This window comes from Planococcus lenghuensis (genome assembly GCF_001999905.1).
Taxonomy (GTDB): domain Bacteria; phylum Bacillota; class Bacilli; order Bacillales_A; family Planococcaceae; genus Indiicoccus; species Indiicoccus lenghuensis.
In genome coordinates this window covers 3189367-3206238 of sequence record NZ_CP019640.1, presented here as the reverse complement: position 1 = coordinate 3206238, position 16872 = coordinate 3189367, and the positions used below count along the sequence as shown (strand labels likewise).

General features: G+C 50.1%; 17 protein-coding genes. 14 read left to right on the top strand and 3 right to left on the bottom strand.

Going from position 1 to position 16872, the window contains the following annotated elements; translation table 11 throughout:
* Positions 1 to 168 precede the first annotated feature (168 nt).
* From hisG to rlmN, 11 genes are all read left to right on the top strand, one after another.
* Positions 169 to 771 (top strand): ATP phosphoribosyltransferase, encoded by a 603-nt coding sequence (gene hisG / locus B0X71_RS16240; protein ID WP_077590403.1) that lies wholly within the window; start codon positions 169 to 171, stop codon positions 769 to 771.
* Complete coding sequence (hisD, locus tag B0X71_RS16235; protein WP_077590402.1) at positions 772 to 2022, top strand: histidinol dehydrogenase; 1251 nt, start codon at positions 772 to 774, stop codon at positions 2020 to 2022.
* Positions 2019 to 2591, top strand: coding sequence for an imidazoleglycerol-phosphate dehydratase HisB (hisB, locus tag B0X71_RS16230; protein WP_077590401.1), 573 nt, complete (start codon positions 2019 to 2021; stop codon positions 2589 to 2591). Before hisD ends, hisB begins: the two co-directional genes overlap by 4 nt.
* Positions 2591 to 3169: an imidazole glycerol phosphate synthase subunit HisH gene (gene hisH / locus B0X71_RS16225; RefSeq protein WP_077590400.1), complete on the top strand. Its 579-nt coding sequence runs from the start codon at positions 2591 to 2593 to the stop codon at positions 3167 to 3169. The genes hisB and hisH overlap by 1 nt, the downstream gene beginning before the upstream one ends.
* Positions 3166 to 3870, top strand: coding sequence for a HisA/HisF-related TIM barrel protein (locus B0X71_RS16220; RefSeq protein WP_077590399.1), 705 nt, complete (start codon positions 3166 to 3168; stop codon positions 3868 to 3870). Before hisH ends, B0X71_RS16220 begins: the two co-directional genes overlap by 4 nt.
* Complete coding sequence (hisF, locus tag B0X71_RS16215; RefSeq protein WP_077590398.1) at positions 3867 to 4631, top strand: imidazole glycerol phosphate synthase subunit HisF; 765 nt, start codon at positions 3867 to 3869, stop codon at positions 4629 to 4631. The genes B0X71_RS16220 and hisF overlap by 4 nt, the downstream gene beginning before the upstream one ends.
* Positions 4621 to 5244: a bifunctional phosphoribosyl-AMP cyclohydrolase/phosphoribosyl-ATP diphosphatase HisIE gene (gene hisIE, locus B0X71_RS16210; RefSeq protein WP_077590397.1), complete on the top strand. Its 624-nt coding sequence runs from the start codon at positions 4621 to 4623 to the stop codon at positions 5242 to 5244. The genes hisF and hisIE overlap by 11 nt, the downstream gene beginning before the upstream one ends.
* Positions 5245 to 5549: 305 nt before the next feature.
* The gene (locus tag B0X71_RS16205; RefSeq protein ID WP_198038639.1) at positions 5550 to 6470 is read left to right on the top strand and encodes a YitT family protein; all 921 of its coding nucleotides are present in this window, start codon (positions 5550 to 5552) and stop codon (positions 6468 to 6470) included.
* A 113-nt stretch (positions 6471 to 6583) separates the two neighbouring features.
* Positions 6584 to 7099: a GNAT family N-acetyltransferase gene (locus tag B0X71_RS16200; protein ID WP_077590396.1), complete on the top strand. Its 516-nt coding sequence runs from the start codon at positions 6584 to 6586 to the stop codon at positions 7097 to 7099.
* A 141-nt stretch (positions 7100 to 7240) separates the two neighbouring features.
* Complete coding sequence (locus B0X71_RS16195; RefSeq protein WP_077591048.1) at positions 7241 to 8374, top strand: NADH-dependent flavin oxidoreductase; 1134 nt, start codon at positions 7241 to 7243, stop codon at positions 8372 to 8374.
* A gap of 212 nt (positions 8375 to 8586) precedes the next feature.
* On the top strand, positions 8587 to 9651 hold the full coding sequence (gene rlmN, locus B0X71_RS16190) for a dual-specificity RNA methyltransferase RlmN (RefSeq protein ID WP_077590395.1): 1065 nt from the start codon (positions 8587 to 8589) through the stop codon (positions 9649 to 9651).
* 111 nt (positions 9652 to 9762) lie between these two features.
* Here rlmN and B0X71_RS16185 read toward each other — a convergent pair whose 3' ends face one another.
* The gene (locus tag B0X71_RS16185; RefSeq protein ID WP_198038638.1) at positions 9763 to 11736 is read right to left on the bottom strand and encodes a YhgE/Pip family protein; all 1974 of its coding nucleotides are present in this window, start codon (positions 11734 to 11736) and stop codon (positions 9763 to 9765) included.
* A gap of 505 nt (positions 11737 to 12241) precedes the next feature.
* Between B0X71_RS16185 and B0X71_RS16180 the strand changes: the two genes are divergently transcribed.
* Complete coding sequence (locus B0X71_RS16180; protein ID WP_198038637.1) at positions 12242 to 12790, top strand: C40 family peptidase; 549 nt, start codon at positions 12242 to 12244, stop codon at positions 12788 to 12790.
* Between the two features lie 129 nt (positions 12791 to 12919).
* The gene (locus tag B0X71_RS16175; protein WP_077590392.1) at positions 12920 to 13771 is read left to right on the top strand and encodes a YkuS family protein; all 852 of its coding nucleotides are present in this window, start codon (positions 12920 to 12922) and stop codon (positions 13769 to 13771) included.
* A gap of 43 nt (positions 13772 to 13814) precedes the next feature.
* Here B0X71_RS16175 and B0X71_RS16170 read toward each other — a convergent pair whose 3' ends face one another.
* Positions 13815 to 15089, bottom strand: a complete 1275-nt coding sequence (locus B0X71_RS16170; RefSeq protein ID WP_077590391.1) for an MFS transporter — start codon at positions 15087 to 15089, stop codon at positions 13815 to 13817.
* A 172-nt stretch (positions 15090 to 15261) separates the two neighbouring features.
* Here B0X71_RS16170 and B0X71_RS16165 point away from each other — a divergent pair, with 172 nt between their 5' ends.
* Positions 15262 to 16017, top strand: a complete 756-nt coding sequence (locus tag B0X71_RS16165) for an exodeoxyribonuclease III (RefSeq protein ID WP_156889963.1) — start codon at positions 15262 to 15264, stop codon at positions 16015 to 16017.
* Between the two features lie 49 nt (positions 16018 to 16066).
* On the opposite strand, the gene B0X71_RS16160 is transcribed toward B0X71_RS16165, so the two are convergent.
* The gene (locus B0X71_RS16160; RefSeq protein ID WP_077591047.1) at positions 16067 to 16777 is read right to left on the bottom strand and encodes an alanyl-tRNA editing protein; all 711 of its coding nucleotides are present in this window, start codon (positions 16775 to 16777) and stop codon (positions 16067 to 16069) included.
* Between the last annotated feature and the right edge of the window lie 95 nt (positions 16778 to 16872).

The following is a 16872-nucleotide window of genomic DNA, read 5'->3' as shown; positions in this document are numbered from 1 at the left end:
GAAGCGGCTTGCAGACCGCCCCGCGGAAAGCGTCTGGCTCGAGCGATTCCTTTCATTAACACTGAAGAGGATCAATTGACCGCTTCATTCATAGATTGCAGACATTCAACGATGGAATTATCTTTAGCTAAATACACTCATTTAGAGTATTAAGTCAGGGTGAAAATTATGCTTACAATCGCATTATCAAAAGGGCGGCTCCTGAAGAGCTTCCTCGATTACTTGAACCAGAATGGCCATCCCGGCTGGTATGATGCGTTGACGAACGCACAGCGCGAGCTGCTTGTCGAAAAAGGGGAGATCCGCTTCCTGCTCGTCAAAGGAGACGATGTGCCGACCTATGTTGAAGAAGGCATCGCGGACCTCGGCATCACGGGGAGCGACATTCTCGCCGAACAGTCATCTGACGTGAACGAGCTGCTGAAGCTGCCGTTCGGCCATTGCCATTTTGCGATCGCTTCGAAAGAAGAATTGCCGGCATACCGGACGATCGCCACGAAATATGTGAACGTGACACGCGATTATTTCGATCAGGCCGGACAGCCGGTGAAAATCATTAAATTGAACGGATCGGTCGAACTGGCTGCCGTCATCGGTATGGCGGATGCCATCGTCGATATCGTCCAGTCCGGCGAGACGCTCCGCATGAACGGGCTGGAAGAACGGATTCAACTGGATGAGATCAGCGCCCGGCTTGTGGCCAATAAACACGCGTTTTTCACAAAATCGGCGGAAATCCGCGCCTTTATCAATGAATTGCAGGTGAATTGAATGTTGACAGCAAAAGAATTTGACGACGTCTATACATCTCAGAACCAGTTTGATTGGTCGAAAGTGAATGATGTACTGGCAATCATTAAAGCGGTGCAGACAGAAGGTGATGCCGCGCTTGACCGCTACACGAAGCAATTCGATGGTGCGGAAACCGAAGTCCGGGCGGTGCCGGAAGCGGAATTGAAAGCGGCACATGACGCCCTGCCTGTGGATCTGAAAGCGGCATTGACCCAGGCAAAAAAGAACATCGAAGCATATCAGCGTAAAATCAAATGGCCGCAGCCGGAAGCGGAAGGCCTGTATCCGGTTCTCCATCCGATCCGGAGCGCCGGCATTTACGTGCCCGGCGGCAAAGCGAGCTATCCGTCGACGGTGCTCATGACAGCACTGCCGGCACGTGTCGCCGGTGTGGAAGAACTGACCGTAGTCACACCACCGCCGGTTAACCCGGCAACCCTTGCTGCCTGTTATATGTGCGGCATTGACCGGGTGTATACAGTGGGCGGCGCGCAGGCTATCGCCGCACTCGCTTACGGCACGGAGTCCATTGCCCGCGTCGATAAAATCGTCGGACCGGGCAACCAGTACGTCGCATTGGCGAAAAAACTCGTATACGGCGACGTCGGCATCGATTCGATTGCGGGGCCGAGCGAACTTGCGGTCGTCGTCGATGCCTCGTCGAACGCTGAATGGGCCGCACTCGATCTGCTGGCACAAGCGGAGCATGATGAAATGGCGCGAACGTTTTTACTGTCCACTGACCGGGCAAAACTGGAAGAAGTAAGCCGGCTTGCTGCACAATTTGCGGAAGAAGCGCCACGGTCGGCGATCATCAAGGAAAGCCTGAAAAACAATCATTACACCATTTTGGCTGAAGACCGGGCGGAAATCATCCGCTTGCTGAACGATATTGCGCCGGAGCATCTGGCGGTCCAGACGGAAGACGCGGAAACATACGCGGCGGACGTCCGTAATGCCGGCGCATTATTCATCGGCGGCTTTTCACCGGAAGCGCTCGGTGACTATTCGGCAGGACCGAGCCATGTGCTGCCGACGAACGGCAATGCGCGTTTTCAGTCAGGGTTATCCGTCAATGATTTCCTGACGGCCAATGCGGTGATCCGCGTGGCGGAAACAGATTATAGCCGGCTGGCAGATGCGGCGCTTCCGATTGCACGCTCTGAAGAACTGCATGCGCATGCCGCGTCCATTGAAGCGCGCTTTGGAAAACGGAGGGATTCAGAATGAAAGTATCAGCTTCACGGGAAACAAAAGAAACAGCCATCGACTTGACGCTTCAGCGGGGGACAGGAGAATCGGTCATCGACACGGGAGTCGGCTTTCTCGATCACATGCTGACGCTTTTCACCTTTCACTCCGGCCTGGAACTCGAGTGCCGGGTGAAAGGTGATACGCACATCGATGATCATCACACAGCTGAGGATACCGGCATCGTGCTCGGCGGTCTATTGAAGGAATTGATCGGAGACAAATCCGGCATCCGGCGCTACGGCATGAGCTATGTGCCGATGGATGAAACACTCAGCCGGACGGTCGTCGACATCAGCGGCCGGCCGTTCTTTGTATATGATGCTGTCATTTCAAAGGAAAAAGTCGGAACGTTCGATACGGAACTTGCCGAAGAATTTTTTCGGGCGGTCGTCATAAACGCAGGACTGACTGTGCACATGGATTTGATTCGCGGAGGGAACGCCCACCACGAAATCGAGTCGCTGTTCAAATCGTTCGCGCGTGCGCTGCGCGAAGCGATGGAACCGGGGGACGGCCGCCTGCCGTCGACGAAAGGGGTTCTCTAATGATCGCCATCGTCGACTACGGCCTCGGGAACATCGCCAACGTGCGCCGGGCACTCGAGTACTTGGGTTATGAAGTGCAACTGACGAAAGATCCCGACGCGCTCCGCCGGGCGAACGCACTCATTTTGCCGGGCGTCGGGCATTTCGGTGACGCGATGCGCAAACTTGAAGCGGATGGGCTGATTCCGGTACTGGCAGAGCTGAAAGACGCGAAACCGTTTGTCGGCATCTGTCTCGGCATGCAGCTGCTGTACGAAGAAAGTGAAGAAGGCAATGTGAAAGGGCTCGGTTTCCTGCCAGGGAAAATCGAACGCATCCGGACGAAGCTGCCCGTGCCGCATCTTGGCTGGAATCAGCTGAAAAGCGAAGACGAAACCCTTCACAAAGACGTGTATTTTATTCATTCCTACCGGGCGGTGCCGGATGACCTGACAGTGGCGTCTGCCGAGTATGGCGGCGCGGAAGTCGTCGGCATTGTGCAGAAAGACAATCTGATCGGCATCCAGTTCCATCCCGAAAAAAGCGGAGACGCAGGGCTGGAAATCCTGGACCGCGCGATGAAAGGGGGATTCCGGTGATTGAGATCTGGCCGGCAATCGATATTATCAATTCACAGAACGTCCGCCTGACGGAAGGCGATTACGGATCAAAGACGGCAATGGGCCGGACACCGCTGGAAGCAGTCGAATTCTACAGCGGGTTTGAACAAGTCGGCCGCATCCATACAGTCGACTTGATGGGCGCGCTGAAAAAAGCGCCGGTTGAAGCGGATCTGTTCGGACAGCTGATTAAAGCAGCGAAAAAACCGGTGCAGATCGGCGGCGGCATCCGTTCGGAAGAAACTGTCCGGACTTATTTCGATATGGGGGCGACGTACCTTATCATCGGCACAAAGGGGCTGTCCGATCCGGAATGGCTGACCGGGCTGTCGAAAAAGTATCCAGGCAGGCTTTACCTGGGGCTCGATGCGCGAGGCGAACGGGTCGCGCTGAACGGCTGGCAGGAAGAATCGAAAAAAACGGTTTTCGATGTGCTTGACGAGCTGGCCGGTTCGGAAATCGGCGGTGTCATTTACACGGACATTTCAAAAGACGGGCGCATGGAAGGGCCGAACGTTGAAATGACCGGCCGCCTCGCACGCGCATCGAAATGGCCGGTGACCGCATCGGGCGGGGTCCGGAACATCGATGACATCAACCGGCTGAAAGCGGAAGGCGTTGCGGCAGCGATTGTCGGGAAAGCCGCCAATTCACCGGAATTCTGGCGGGATATCCGATGATCAAAAAACGGATTATCCCATGCCTTGATGTAAAAGACGGCCGCGTTGTTAAAGGAATCCAATTCAAAGGATTGCGGGATGTCGGCGATCCGGTCGAATTAGCGAAGCGCTATAACGAAGAAGGCGCGGATGAGCTGATTTTTCTCGATGTTTCGGCTACAGAGCGGGGGCACGATCTAATGCTTGAAGTGATCCAGCGGACGGCGGAAGTGCTGTTCATCCCGCTCGGTATCGGCGGCGGTATCCGGACAGCGGAAGACGTCGGCCGGCTACTGAACGCGGGCGCTGACAAAGTGAGCATCAATTCAGCGGCACTGAAACGCCCGGAACTGATCCGGGAAGCTTCCGAACGCTATGGCAGTCAATGCATCGCATTGTCGGTCGATGCGAAATGGGACGAGGAAGCCCGCGACTGGTTCTGCTATACGCACGGCGGGAGACAGCAGACGGATGTCCGGGTGTTGGATTGGGTCGAACAGGCGGAAGCGCTCAGCGCCGGGGAAATTCTCCTGACGAGCATGGATACGGACGGCATGAAGCAAGGATTCGACCATGACTTATTGCTGCGCGTGAAAGAGCGTGTGTCTGTGCCGGTCATCGCATCGGGCGGAGCCGGGAACGCCGAACATTTTGCCAATATGTTTTTGGAGACGGATGTATCGGCAGGGCTTGCGGCATCCATTTTTCACAATAAAGAAGTAACGATCAATGAAGTGAAGGCGTTATCCAAACGAAACGGGGTGGCAGTACGTGAAACCTGATTTTTCGAAAGGCCTGCTGCCGGTCGTCCTGCAGCACTGGACCAAGCGGACGGTTCTCATGCTTGGCTATATGAACGAAGAAGCGTTTGAGAAAACACAGCAGGATGGGGTCGTGTGGTTCTTCTCCCGTAGCAAGGATCGCCTTTGGAAAAAAGGCGAATCGAGCGGCAACGTGCAGCATGTAAAAAGCATGGCGCTCGATTGCGACGATGATACGCTCCTCGTTCAAGTAGAACCAGCCGGACCGACATGCCATTTGGGGACAGAGAGCTGTTTTGGTGAAGTCACACCGGAACCGCTTCAAGGACTTGAAACGACAGTGGCAAACCGGGCGAAGGCGGAAGATGAGTCGTCATATACCCGGTATTTACTTAAAGCCGGAATTGATAAAATCATTAAGAAATTCGGCGAAGAAAGTTTCGAAGTGGCGATTGCGGCGAAAAACCGGGACCGCGGGGAAGTGGTGAATGAAACCGCGGATCTCTTATATCATTTGACTGTGTTGCTGCATGAGCAGGGAGTATCGCTGCGGGAAGTGGAAGACGTGCTTCATGCGCGGCATGCGGTTAAAAATAATTTCAAAGGCGAACGGAAAGACATTGATAAGTGGTGATCTTTCATCCCCTTCAGAAAACCGGAACCAGTTGAATCGGCAATTCAATAATAAGGACCTGTTCCAATCTGTGGGACAGGTCTTTTTGATGGTGAAAATTTAAAAAACTCCATTTTGCGGGGAAGCAAAAAGATTCTGCCCAAAAACTTAAAAATAAGTCTGAATTGCTTTATAATTAAGATATATTTTGTAAACCCTGCATTAATTCAGACAGCGGACATCGATGCGCGACAGAAAAATTCTGAACAAGGATATTCTGCGGTCAAGGCAGGCGGGTCTGCCCTCCGTTTTGGACCAGTACTGGAATGAGAGGGGCTGATCGATTGAGCGACAACCAGGAGATATACCAGCAGATCAAGCGCAGACAGCAGCACCGGCGATTGGGCAAGAGCAGAATCCTCCAGCGGATGCTGTTCATTTTTACAGGCGCTGTCCTGATGGCGATGGGAATTGAAGTGTTCCTTGTGCCCAATATGATCATGGATGGCGGCATTGTCGGTATCTCCATCATTCTGTATACTCTGACGGATGTCAGGCTCGGGCTGTTCATTTTCTTGCTGAACATTCCCTTCTTCTTTTTAGGCTATAAACAGATCGGTAAGACATTTGCGATTTCAACGGTATTCGGAATCACTGTTTTGTCGCTGGCAACAAACTACCTTCACAGTGTCGCCGCTTTTACACAAGATGAGTTACTGGCTACTGTATTCGGCGGCATTTTCCTTGGCGCGGGGGTCGGACTTGTCATCCGCTATGGCGGCGCACTTGATGGCAGTGAAATCCTCGCGATTTTACTGAATAAACAATTCCCGTTTTCCGTAGGCGAAATCATCATGTTCTTTAATGTATTCATCTTTGGCTGGGGCGGTTTTGTCCTTGGATGGGACCGGGCCATGTATTCCGTGCTCGCTTATGTCATCGCCTTTCGGACGATTGATATCGTGATTGACGGCTTCGACCAGTCCAAGTCAGCCTGGATCATCAGCAATAATCCCGAAGAAGTGGGAGATGCAATCGTCGCCCGCTTGGGACGCACGGTAACCTATCTTAGCGGTATCGGCGGCTATTCGGGAGAGGACAAAAAAGTGATTTTCTGTGTAGTCACCCGAATTGAAGAAGCCAAACTGAAATCGATTGTCGAAGAGCTTGATCCGTCTGCATTTTTAGCGGTAGCGGATATTAATGAAGTGCGCGGCGGCAGTTTCAAGAAAAGGGATATCCATTGATACCGGAAGAATAATTCCGATGTTAAACGGGAAGAGATGAATAATGGAGAACAGCCTGTTCCGCCGGAGCAGGTTTTTCTGTTAGTTGAATAAACCGGAAGGAGCTGGAGAATATGGAGACGGAATTTGTGAAATTGACGCCGGAAGATTTGGAAGAACTGCAGCAAGTGGCGCGGGAAACGTTCATAGAAACTTTCCGGGACGGGAATACGGCTGGCAATTTGGAAGCTTATACAGCAGAGGCTTTCAGCCTGGATCAACTGACGAATGAACTCGTCAACTCGAATTCCCTGTTTTATTTCCTGAAGGCGGCCGGCGAAACTGCCGGATATTTAAAGCTGAATGATGAGGAAGCGCAAACTGAAAACGTGATTGAGAATTCGCTTGAAATTGAACGGCTGTACGTGAAGGAGAAGTTTCAGGGGCAGGGCTTCGGCAAAGCGATGATCGAACAGGCGCTGGAGGCGGCTTTTGACCTCGACAAGCGGCATATCTGGCTCGGAGTGTGGGAGAAGAATGAGAAAGCTCTTCAGTTTTATAAAAAACTCGGATTCGAGGAGCGTGGCCGCCACACATTCGAATTGGGTGGAGATCGGCAAACCGATCTGCTGCTCGTGAAAGAAATGTGATAACCCCCGTGAATTGTTAACAATAAATCACGAGTTCAAGGATTAAACAAGGGCTTATCGGGAATATTTGTAACAGGTCCTAAAACAGAAAGGGATTTTATTCCAACGAGGAGGCCATAAATCAATATGAACACGCGAACAATGAACGATACGTATAAATCATTATTCGAACCCTTCACGCTGCCTAACGGTATTGAGCTCAAAAACCGGATTCTTATGGCGCCGATGACGAATTATTCATCGGATGACGAAGGGAAAGTGACGGAAGAAGAACTGGCTTATTATAAAGAGCGGGCAGGAGGCGTCGGAGCAGTCGTGACGGCTGTTGCGTATATTACGCCGGGCGGCAAGGGATTCCCGGGTGAAATTTCTGCGCACTCGGATGACATGATTCCGAGTCTGCGCCGGCTTGCCGCAACCATTAAAGGGGAAGGCGCAAAAGCGATCCTGCAGATTTTCCATGCCGGACGCATGGCGCCGCCGGAACTGCTGCCGGATGGCCAGTCGGTCAGTGCAAGCGCCGTACAGGCGAATCGGCCGGGCCTGGTTAAACCGCGTGAATTGACGGAAGAAGAGATTGAAACCATTATTCAGGAATTCGGTGATGCGACACGCCGGGCCATTGAAGCCGGATTTGACGGTGTGGAGATTCACGGTGCCAACACATACCTGATCCAGCAATTCTTCTCACCGCATTCCAATTGCCGGACCGATAAATGGGGCGGTACGACGATCAGCAGACGGGCGGCATTCCCGCTCGCTGTTATTGACCGCGTGAATGCAGCCGTTGAAGAGCATTCGCATGATGAATTCATCGTCGGTTACCGGCTGTCACCGGAAGAAATCGAAGAGCCGGGCATTACGATGGAAGATACCCTGCAGTTGGTGGATACACTCGCCAAGCAGGAACTGGATTATCTTCACGTGTCGGTTCAGGATTTCTGGCGCGGATCGATCCGCGATGAAGAGGATACGGAATCACGTGTTATGATGATTCAGGAGCGAGTGGGTGACAAGATTCCAGTAATCGGAGTCGGCTCACTCCATACACCGGCAGACGTGAAGCGGGCACTCGATACCGGCGTGCCGCTTATCGCGCTCGGCCGTGAACTGATCATGGAGCCGACGTGGGTTCAGAAAGTCCAGTACGGCGAAGAGGATTCCATCAAAGTGACCCTCGACCCGAATGACCAGGACCGGCTGGTTGTACCGGATAATTTATGGAACACGATCATGAATGCCCCGGGCTGGTTCCCGGTTGAAGACGATAAATAACTGATGGCAAAAAGGCGGCTGCGGCCGTCTTTTTTCTATGAACGCGGATAAACGTGTGTTGAACGTGGATAAGCGACCGTTGAATGCGGATAAGCGACCGCTGAATGCGGATTAATTACCATACCAGCCATCACAGAAGCCGGAAAGTTGTATGTGCGGCAGATTTTTAGTAAGATAGGTGGCAGTGAAATTTTTGAAATGAGGGCTAAAACATGAAACCATCCATCTATGGCATGACCATGGAACAGCTGAAAACGTGGTTTGTTGATCAAGGTCAGAAACCGTTTCGGGCAGAGCAGGTTTGGGATTGGTTATATACAAAACGGGTAACGTCGTTTGAAGAGATGAGCAACATCGGCAAAGCGACGATTGCGCTTCTGGAAGACAGTTTTAATATCGACACAATGGAAGTCGCTGTTAAACAGGAATCGAAAGACGGAACGATCAAATTCCTGTTCCGCCTTGCAGATGGCAATCTCATCGAGACAGTACTTATGCGCTTCAGCTACGGGGCATCCGTCTGTGTAACGACACAGGTCGGCTGCAATATCGGCTGCAGTTTTTGCGCGAGCGGGCTGCTGAAGAAGAGCCGGGACTTGTCTGCAGGTGAAATCGTTGAGCAGATCATGAAAGTGCAGAAGCATTTTGATGCGGAAGAGAAAAACGAACGGGTCAGCCATATCGTCGTAATGGGAATTGGTGAACCATTCGATAACTACGAGAATTTGATGAGCTTCCTGAACGTCGTGAACGATCAGAAAGGCTTGGCCATCGGCGCCCGTCATATTACCGTATCGACGAGCGGCATCGTACCGAAAATCTACGAGTATGCAGAAGAAGGTCTTCAGATCAATCTGGCCATTTCAATTCATGCGCCGACGAATGAACTTCGGACACGCATCATGAAAATCAACCGGGCGTATCCGGTCGAAAAACTCATGGCGGCAATCGATTATTACTTGGAGAAAACGAACCGGCGGATCACGTTTGAGTATATCCTGCTTCACGATGTGAACGACCACGAAGAGGAAGCGCGCCAATTGGCGAAATTGCTGCAGGATAAGCGCCATTTATCTTATGTCAATCTCATTCCATACAACCCGGTTGATGAGCATGGACAATACCAGCGCAGCACGCCGGAAGCGATTAAAGCTTTCTATGAAACATTGAAGAAAAACGGCATCAATTGCGGTGTCCGTCTCGAGAACGGCACGGATATCGATGCTGCCTGCGGACAGCTCCGCAGCAAGCAGATCAAGAAAAAACAAACCGTTTGATAGTATAGAATCAAACTTAGCGCCTGGATATCCGGGTGTGTATTTACAGGATGATGATACCGAAAAAGCTAAAAGCCCGGTTTCTCTTACGCAGAGAAACCGGGCTTTTCTTCAAGTTCTGATAAGCAGGAAAGGGGTATTTTCCTTCCGTCTGCGAACGACCAAATACAGCAGCAGGTTGCAGATGATAATCCAGCTTATAAGAATGGAAACGCTGGTTATAAAAATACCGTCTCCGAGAGCGGACGTCATTGCTTCCCTGAATCCGTAAATGACATAAGTCATCGGTAAATAAGGATTCACTGCCTGATAGAAAGTGCCCTGCAATTCAACCGGAAACATACCGCCGCTTGCGACAACTTGCAGGACCAAGAAAATCATTGATAAAAAGCGTCCAAGATCACCCAAAGCGACTCCAAGCAGCATGACGATAAACATGTACGTGAGAGAGGCCAACACCGAAATCACGATGAATTTCCAAGCATTTTCCACGACCAGCCCCATGCCGAAAATCATGATGATATCGAGAATCAGCGCTCCGGCAACTGCAAAAGCAAACCCCAGCGAAAATTTACTGAACCATCGGACTCTGCCGGTGGCCGGTCCGTGAATGGCAGCGTGGATTGGAAACACCAGGTTGAATGCCAGGACGCCGATATAGAGACCAAGCGACAAAAAGTTAGGGGCAAGTGCATGTCCGTAATTCGGAACTGTGTTCGTCTCCTCTTCCGTAACAGTCAGCGGATTGGCGATCATGTCGTAGTTGCCGTCTATCATTGCTGTACTGTTAATGGTGTTGATGCCTTCATTCAATTGGGAAGAAAGTGCGCTTGTGCCATCGTTCAATGATTCAATTCTTTCACCAAGCTGGCCGGATGCGTCTGCCAATGCAGCTGATCCGTTGTGGATGTCAGATGCGCCATCAGCCAGTTGGCTGACACCTGCCTCCAGTGCAGGCAATTGCTCTGTCAATTCCCCGGTTCCTTCAGCCAGAGCGGCACTTCCGTCAGCCGCCTGATACAGTCCACTCGTCAGCTGTGATGATCCTTGGATGAGCCCGCCTTCGCCCTCCAGTGCTGTCCGGATGACTGAATAACCTCCGAGTGCATCAATTGCTCCCTGTTGGGTGGAATTGACGGAGCTGGCAAGTTCATTCACTTGCTGCAGCATTTCAGGAGCAAGATCTGATTCTGCGGCAATCGCCTGCAGCCGATTTACAGCAGACTGGACTTCGGCAAGCCCTTGGGTCAGCTGGCTGATCTCGCTTTCAGAAGGCAGCTGCCTGTTCATCTCTTCCAGGCCGCTCTGCAAATCAGCGCTTCCTGCCGCCAGTGAATTGAGGGAACCGTTCAGTTGGGCTGCACCGGTATTCAGTTCTTCAGCGCCATCTGTAACTTCACTGATGCCGGAATCGACTTCACTTGTGCCATCTTCAAATTCCGAAGTGCTGGCGGAGAGTTCATTCAGGTTTGCTGTAATTTGTTCGTTTCCTGTCTGCAGCTGATCGCTGGCTTTTTCAATTTGAGATGCCCCATCGGCTGCCAGGTCCAAATCAGTGCCCGCTTCTTCAAAATGGGCAAAAATAGTTTTCACATACTCTTTTGTAACGTTAGAGGATACTTCGATATTGATGTCGTTGATCGCTTCTCTGCCAAGCGTTTCAGAGAAAAAATTCCGTCCGGGGTTCACTTCATAGAGAAGATTCATCTGCTCGGGGGTATCACTGAAAGCGGTGGAAGCATTTTCAGAAAAATTCGGGGGTATGGTGATGACCATATAGTAATCACCGCGCGCAAAGCCTTTTTTCGCATTTTCTGCATTCACAAAATGCCAGTCGGCATCATTGCTGTTCTTCAGACGATCGACCAGTTCTTCACCGATACGAAGTGTTTTTTCTTCGAATCGGGTCGGTTCATCCTGATTAACAACAGCAATCGCCAAATTATCAGTTCTGTCATAGGGATTCCAGTAAGAATTTAAGATTACTCCTGTGTAAATAATGGGAATGAACATCATAACGATCACTGAAAGAAGTAACATTTTGTTTTGAAAAACTTTTTGCCATTCTTGCCGGAGTAATTTCATCTTTCCACATCCTATCTTGGTGTAAAGTTCGTTGAGTGATCCATTGTTTAAAAAGAAATTACAGACTTGAAGCAAAAAAGGCCACTGAAAACTTCTTGCAGCCATTCACGTGAAAAGGGAAAGAGGAGATATAAGTTCCTGGATAAGTAACTGGAAAATGCACGCTCCTCTCTGTGAATTTCGTCTATACAATCAGATTCTGACAGCTTGATGAATACAACTTAAAACAATATAACGGCTATAGTAACAAAAAAATCTAATAATTTGCAAAGGATTAATGGGATGGATTCAAAAAACTAACTTATAGATTTATACCCAAAAAAAGTAAAGAATATCATATTTTAAAAAACAATTTCAGAAGTTAATAGAAATCGGTAATTTCTTTGCAATACTTGTAACATATTCTTAATATGCAGATTGGTGTATTTCTTTAGAAGTAATTTGTACAATATGAATAGTGATAATAGTAACAAAAAAATACTAAATAATTTGGAGGAAACCAATCTTGAAAAAAACTCTTTTACTGACAGGCGCAGCAGCTGCACTGGGAACTTCTATTCTTTTTGGTGTCGTTTCAGGGAATACTGAACCGGCAGAAAATGATATTGCGGTTCTTCAAGGCAGGGAAGTGGTGTTTGAAGCGCTGCCGGCAGCGCCTGCAGTAAAAGGGGTAAGCACAAGCCAGGCTTCCTCCAAAGTGTTGGATATTGCAGGACAGTATCTTGGAGCGGATTATCTGTTGGGGGCAAGCACATCACGGACAGATGCATTTGACTGCTCTTCATTCACAAAACGGGTTTTTTCTCAGCTCGGTATTGAGTTGCCGAGATCTTCTTCGGCGCAGGCACAGATCGGTGAAGCTGTCGCAATGGATGAATTGCAAGTGGGAGATTTGCTCTTCTTTGCCACTTCAGGTTCAGGCGGTGTCAGCCATGCCGGGATCTATGCGGGGAACGGTGAAATGGTCAGCGCCCAGAATGGCGGCGTGAAGTACGCGCCGGTTGATGAGGGCTACTGGGCTGACCGGTTTTTATTTGCAAAACGCGTAAGCTGAATATGAGGAATCAGAAGAGAGCTGAGGCTCTCTTTTTTTATTTATCCGCAGAATGGATGTTTAAGCAGGCGGGATGTATGGGAATTACATAGTAGTATAAAATATCTGTAAAGGAAGTGGATAACAATTATGATTAGAATCGCAGTCGAACACCCATTCACAGACATTCGCCGCTCATTGGAGAACAAAGGATATCAGGCGGATATGATTGAACAGAAAACAGACGCAGTCAGCTATGACGTAGTAGTCGTGCGTGATCATGAAGATTTCGCTGATTTCCGTATGAGCGGATCACTTGTTGAAGCCCGTGGCCGTACGGTAAACGAAGTTGTGGAAGAAGTGGAAGAACGTTTGGCACGTGCCGGTAAAATTGAAGAGCAGCCACCGAAGAAATCTTCCGGCGGTACTTTTGTAGCGGGACTTGCTACTGGCGCAGCAGCCGGGGCAGCAGCCGCACTTCTTCTGACACCGAAAAGCGGTAAAGAAATGAAAGAAATGGTAAAAGAAAAGAAAGAAACTATGCAGGAAAAAAGCAGCTCTGGACAAGGTCAGTCTTCCGGCGGCAAAATGGGTCAGCTGAAAGAAAAAGCTGGTGAATTAAAAGAAAAAGCTTCCGGTCTTACCGATAAAGCGAAAGACGTCAAAGAAAAAGCAAGCGATAAAGCGTCTGGCGTAACAGAAAAAGCGAAAGATATGTCTGGCAAAGTGGGCGATAAAGCTGCGCAAGTAAAAGAAAAGAAAGACATGATGCAGGCACAGAAAGAAGTTGCTGAAGAAGTGAAAGCGGAACAAAAAGCCCGCAAAGAGCATGAAAATGCTCAAAAGCAGGCTGAAAAGGAAATGCAGAAGTCTGAAAAAGAACAGCAGAAAGGCCAGGGCAGCGGCGTGAAAGTGTTTGAACTGGACGATGCTGAAGTGAAACACGATGACAATGAAGTCGTTGTGAAGCAGACGGAAACTGAAGTGAAAAAGAAAAAATAACTGAATAGAAAGTGGCGCCGGGCATTTTGCCCGGCGCCATTTTTCATAGGACCGTTTCCGGTTCAGCGATTTTTTCCGGTTCCGGAACGCAGGACAGGATCACCAATCCGATGACGAACAGGATGATGAGGCTGAAAACGCCCTTGCTTGAATCTCCGGTTACTTGAGCTGTGACGCCAACCAGCAATGGACCCATGATGGAAGCGAATTTACCGAAGATATTATAGAAGCCGAAAAATTCATTGGAATTCTGTTTAGGGACGAGCATTCCGAAATACGAGCGGCTGAGCGCCTGGATGCCACCCTGACTCGTTGCAACCAGCATGGCAAGCACCCAAAAATCGGTAACGGTTTCCATGAAATAGGCATAGATGCAGACGAAAATATACACGATAATCCCAACATACAACATGCGTTTCGCGCCGAACCGCTCGGCGAGCCGCCCGTAAAGAATGGCGAACGGAGCTGCGACTACCTGAGTCACAAATAAGATGATAAGCAGGCTGATGGCTCCGATGCCGAGGTCGGTTCCGTATGCAGTGGACATCGAGATGATGGTCCCGACGCCATCAATGTAAAAGAAGTAGGCAAGCAGGAACAGAAACAGCGCCTGATACTGCCGGATGCCGCGGACCGTTTTGGAAAGCCGGCGGAAACTTTCTGCGATGAGTTTCGGTTCCCGGCGGATAAAATGGATTTGCCGCACATGCCGCAGCATGGGAATAGCGAATACGGCCCACCAAAGCGCTGTAATCAGAAAGGCAAGCCGGCTGGCATTTGACGGAGAAAGCGGAATAAGCTGCTGCTGCGCCAGCACAATGATGGCAATGCTGATCAAAAACGGGATTGTGCTGCCGATATAGCCAAGGCCGAACCCCCGTGCGGAGACCCGGTTCATTTTCTCTTCTGTTGTAACATCCGTGATGAAGGCATCGTAAAATACGTTTGCACCTGTAGAACCCAGCGCTGCAACCGTATAACAGGCAAGCAGTAGAAACCACTCACCGGCAGGGATGAAGGCAAGGGCAGCGGTGGCTCCTACACCAAGGACGAAGAAGAAGGCGAAGAACCGCTTTTTCATTCCCTGATAATCGGCGATGGTTCCGAGAATGGGACCGATCAAGGCAAGAATGAACGTGAAAATTGCGATGGTGTAGCCGAGGTAGGCGGTGGAATCGGCACTGGCAACACCGGCATCCGTTGCCGCCGCTTTATAAAAAATCGGGAAGACGGCAGTCGTGATAATGATGGAATAAGCAGAGCTTGCCCAGTCATAAAGCATCCAGCTGCGTTCTTCCTTCGTGTAGAGATTTTTCATGGAAAGTTTCGTCCCCTCTGCGCTTAAACATACTCCTATTTTACTAGAGAAAACCGCTTTGAGGGTACAAGAATCTGAAAATTAATGCTGATTTAATATTTGTCTCAATGATTGTGGCAGGATAAGAGGTCCAGTAAGATAAAAGGATGGCAAAAAGAAAGCGGGAATGGCATTGAAACTGATTTCATGGAATGTGAACGGACTCAGGGCCGTTATGAAAAAAGGGTTCATTGATTTTTTTGAACAGTCGGATGCAGATGTTGTCTGTCTGCAGGAGATCAAGCTCCAGGAAGGGCAGATCGATTTCAGTCCGCCCGGTTATTTTTCCTACTGGCATTATGCGGAACGCAAAGGTTATTCAGGCACGGCGATCTTCACCAAACAGCGTCCGCTGTCTGTTCGCCATGGATTAGGAATCCCGGAATTTGATACGGAAGGCCGGATCATTACACTGGAAATGGAAGAATGCTATGTCGTTACCGCCTATGTACCGAATTCCCAGCATGGGTTGCTGCGCCTGGACTTCCGGCTTCGCTGGGAAGAGGCATTGGCGAATCATCTTCAGAAATTGGACAATCACAAGCCGGTGATTTTCTGCGGAGATTTGAATGTGGCGCATGAGGAGATTGATTTACGCAATCCGAAAGCGAATTTGAAAAACTCCGGGTTCACGCCGGAGGAACGGGGAAAGTTTGCCGATCTGCTGGCCGGCGGGTTGATCGATACCTATCGTTACATCTACCCCGAGCAGGAAGGCAGCTATACATGGTGGTCATACCGGACAAATTGCCGGGAGCGGAATATCGGCTGGCGGATTGATTATTTCCTCGCATCGGAGCGGTTGGCTGACCGGCTGATCGATGCGGTGATCCACCGGTATGTAATGGGTTCCGATCATTGTCCGATTGAACTGCAGATCCGGCTGTAATCAGCAAAAAAAGCGTTTCTCCTGGTATAGGGGGAACGCTTTCTGCATATCAGATGGCCCGAACCTCAAGGCGGGTTACACCTTTTCCTTTATTCTTCATTTTCTCCAATATGAACTGGCCGATGATGCCGGTCTCTTTAACATGCGTTCCGCCGCACGCCTGTTCATCGATATCCCCGATCTTTACGAGCCGGACTTCCTGCACCGTTTCCGGAATCAGGTTCACGACCGTTTTGATGGCGCCGGACAGCTGTTCGGCATCTCTGCGCGGGACGGTCCGGACGGTGACTTCATGGTTTTCGAGAAGTTCTTCATTCGTTTTTTGGATCAGTCTGTCAATGGCTTCCCGGCTGAGCTCGGATATTCCGGTCAAGTCGATGCGGGCTTTGTCCGGATAAATCTGATTTCCGGTGCAAAGGGAATTATACGAACGGTGGCACACGGCTGCAAGCACGTGCAGCAGGGTGTGATGCTTCATCAGCCCGCTCCGGCGGTCCCAGTCGATGGCAGCCGTCACCGGCCCGAGTGCCAGTTTATGCGGTTCCTCTACATAATGGATAATGGTGCCCGCTTCTTTTTTGACGCGGAGCACTTCCACCTGTTCTCCGAGCTGCATCAGCATGCCCGTATCACTGTCTTGTCCGCCGCCCGCCGGGTAAAAGACAGTGCCGCTCAATTGCACTTTATTGCCCTCCACAGCAATGATTGTCGTTTCGCACATTGTTAAGTAACTGTCGTCCAAATAGAGCTCTGTTGTCACTGCATTCACCCCTTGTCCTTTTGACTGTTTTTACTAACTATAGCACAAGAAATTTTTCGATTCCAAAGTGCTTATTGGAAAAATTAAAACATTCA

Coding starts and splice junctions, on each gene's coding strand:
- hisG (WP_077590403.1), top strand. CDS start 169: ATGCTTACAATCGCATTATCAAAAGGGCGGCTCCTGAAGAGCTTCCTC.
- hisD (WP_077590402.1), top strand. CDS start 772: ATGTTGACAGCAAAAGAATTTGACGACGTCTATACATCTCAGAACCAG.
- hisB (WP_077590401.1), top strand. CDS start 2,019: ATGAAAGTATCAGCTTCACGGGAAACAAAAGAAACAGCCATCGACTTG.
- hisH (WP_077590400.1), top strand. CDS start 2,591: ATGATCGCCATCGTCGACTACGGCCTCGGGAACATCGCCAACGTGCGC.
- hisF (WP_077590398.1), top strand. CDS start 3,867: ATGATCAAAAAACGGATTATCCCATGCCTTGATGTAAAAGACGGCCGC.
- B0X71_RS16205 (WP_198038639.1), top strand. CDS start 5,550: ATGAGAGGGGCTGATCGATTGAGCGACAACCAGGAGATATACCAGCAG.
- B0X71_RS16200 (WP_077590396.1), top strand. CDS start 6,584: ATGGAGACGGAATTTGTGAAATTGACGCCGGAAGATTTGGAAGAACTG.
- B0X71_RS16195 (WP_077591048.1), top strand. CDS start 7,241: ATGAACGATACGTATAAATCATTATTCGAACCCTTCACGCTGCCTAAC.
- rlmN (WP_077590395.1), top strand. CDS start 8,587: ATGAAACCATCCATCTATGGCATGACCATGGAACAGCTGAAAACGTGG.
- B0X71_RS16185 (WP_198038638.1), bottom strand. CDS start 11,736: ATGAAATTACTCCGGCAAGAATGGCAAAAAGTTTTTCAAAACAAAATG.
- B0X71_RS16175 (WP_077590392.1), top strand. CDS start 12,920: ATGATTAGAATCGCAGTCGAACACCCATTCACAGACATTCGCCGCTCA.
- B0X71_RS16170 (WP_077590391.1), bottom strand. CDS start 15,089: ATGAAAAATCTCTACACGAAGGAAGAACGCAGCTGGATGCTTTATGAC.